We start from the raw sequence: 2,577 nt of genomic DNA, 5'->3' as shown, positions 1-2,577 counted from the left end.
GGTGGTAAAACTGGGGGGCGACAAGCTGGGGGCGCAGGATATTTATCTCCGTTTCAACCCCGAAACCGGTGAAGCGTTCGGCAAAAGATATACGCTTGCCGCTGGGAATGTGCTGCAGGCGGTACCGGCACCGTTGGCCCAACGGCTGCGTAATATCCTCGAACAGGGACTGGGCGGGCGGGGGGCGCCGGGCGCGGGTAAACAGTTTGCCGGCAAACCCGGCCGCAAGCCCTATACCCGGGTTACCGGCGCGCATCTGCGGGCATGGGTACAGAACGGCATAAGCCCACACCCGACAGCTATGGGGGCTTTTATTGCCCTGCGGGATATCAGCTATGGCCAATGGCAGCGCTATGTGCATCCGGAGGGTACATTAACGGCCCAGGGCCGCACGCTGCTGCAAAACTATGAACCGGACTCGTGGCGCCGCCTCTTTAACCTGCCGCCCGAGGTACAGCAACGTATCCTGGGGAACGTCGATATCCGGACATTGCATGAAACCGGCCAGGCTTTCCCCTCGACTAGCAACGAACACCCCTGGCGGGCAACCTTCCGGGAACAGGCCACGGCGCAGCTGGATATAATCAGAAATCAATTCTTTAACATATGGGAACAATGGGCAATTCAAGGACTAGTGGATGAAGAGCGTGCGGTTGCCGTGAACAGATTGAGGCATTGCCTGGTGTACAGCCATACGCAGCTCGATCTCAGGGGATTAGGCCTGAGATCCTTGCCGCCGGCATACCCCCCCAGGTGGTGAGACTTATCCTTAGCAATAACCGGCTGCCGTTGATCCAGGGCACCCTGCCGCCCGATTTAATGCACCTGGATATCAGCCATAATCTTTTTACCGGGTTGCCGGGCGATCTGGGGGAGAAAGTGGCGGCGATTATCGCCCACCACAATCAGCTTAAACACCTGCCCGCCACGCTGCCGGAGCCGTTGGCAAATCTTGATGTCAGCCATAACGAGATTGCTTCAGTGGCGGTGATTTCCCACGCTCGATTGACTACGCTCAACCTTAATCATAATCAATTAAAGCAATTGCCCAGTTTTAGGCAACTACGCTTAAAGAGCCTGTGTATTGACCATAACCAGCTGCAGGTTTTGCCCGATTTACCGGATACGTTAACTATCCTCAGCGCCGCGAATAATCAATTGCGGACGTTGCCGGGGTTTATGCCGGAAAAATTACTTTTCCTCGATCTTAGCTTTAATGAGCTGGCGGAATTGGACTCGATCTTGGGCGGCAGATTGAGGCACCTGAAAGTCGATGGCAACCTGCTGCCTGACATACCGCAGCCGCTGCCGCGATTGCTGAAGACTTTTTCCGCCAATAAAAACGTCATTACGCAACTTACGCCAACCTGGCCGGAGAAACTCCATTCCCTGATGCTGATGGATAATATGATTTCCAGACTGGATGCGACCACCTTTCCGCCTACGCTGCGGGTGCTTAACCTGAGTCAAAATTACATCGGATTGCTAACGGAAAACCTGCCCGCCGGCATACAAAATATTTTTATCGCCAAAAATAAATTAAAAGGAATTATGGCTAACGTGCCGCGCGACCTGAAGCTCATCGACGTCAGCCATAATTTGATTACGCAGCGACCTGGGCATTTGCCCGCAGCGGTGGAATTTATCAATACGCCTTAGCGACAACAGTCCGCGCTGCCATGTTACCGCGCCCGGCGCTGTTTTCCATCCCCCGCGCGGCGCCAGGCATTATCCGGCACAGGCCGGGCTGCAATTCCGATAGCCCCAAGGGATTGCCGCAAACAGATTAGCCGTTTCATTAATTAGACAGCGGAATAATATGTCTCGCTTGGACCGTTTTCATCAGTTAAAAAAACAGGAAGCTGGAGGTGTACTGTAATATTAATTGCCTCGTCAGTATTATTATTTCCCGCGATTGCCATAGTCCAGGGGGAACCCTGTTTTTATCGCAATAATTTAATACTTCAGGGTATATCGCAGCATGGCAGATCGATATAATTAGAGTGATGTATATTTATACGTTTTTATTAAAATAAATATATTATTTTTTCTTATATCGGCCTGTGGGAAAATAAAATAATTATAGCGCGCCGATATGGATTATTTAAGTTCTTTTTCGTTATAATGATTTTATCAGAATTTTCTAATTTCCCCTGTCGGAGTTGATTATGCCGTTATGCCCGCTAGATAGCAGAAGTCGTATTGGTAATTATCATAATAAATCCGCCAATATTATTGCGGATCAAAAATCACAACGTAAGACTATCCGTTATTTAGCCGGGCACCCGGGCGACGCGCTAAAAAGAGCGCGCGCGGAGCTGATGCTGCAAAGCGTGCTATTTATCACTAATGTTGCCTGTAATACATCTTCCCGCGCGTTGCCATCACCGGCGCAAAACAAAAAAATACACACGCCCGTAGTACCGGCGCCATGGCCCACCGCGAAACGCCAGGCGGAGGGCGCCGACCGCCTGCGCCATGATTGCCGTTACGGCCTGGTCAGCGTCCAATCCGTTGCGCAAGCCGGTGAGCCCGCCGTATTGCCTCCTATGGCCCTGGCGATGCAAATAAAACCCG

2 protein-coding genes and 1 pseudogene are annotated in these 2,577 nt (G+C 51.7%); all 3 read left to right on the top strand.

The genetic code is table 11. The features are described from left to right. Window positions 1-760: pseudogene (locus GRH90_RS25760) on the top strand (hypothetical protein); the annotation flags it as partial. Then, window positions 757-1,659 (top strand): leucine-rich repeat domain-containing protein, encoded by a 903-nt coding sequence (locus GRH90_RS25755; protein WP_162368801.1) that lies wholly within the window; start codon window positions 757-759, stop codon window positions 1,657-1,659. The pseudogene GRH90_RS25760 and the gene GRH90_RS25755, both read left to right, overlap by 4 nt. 662 nt (window positions 1,660-2,321) lie before the next feature. Next, window positions 2,322-2,577, top strand: a 256-nt coding sequence (locus GRH90_RS26100) for a hypothetical protein (RefSeq protein WP_218586295.1), incomplete at its 3' end; no start/stop codon positions are given.

Source organism: Acerihabitans arboris (genome assembly GCF_010131535.1).
Taxonomy (GTDB): domain Bacteria; phylum Pseudomonadota; class Gammaproteobacteria; order Enterobacterales; family Enterobacteriaceae; genus Acerihabitans; species Acerihabitans arboris.
This window is presented reverse-complemented; position numbering and strand designations above follow the sequence as displayed.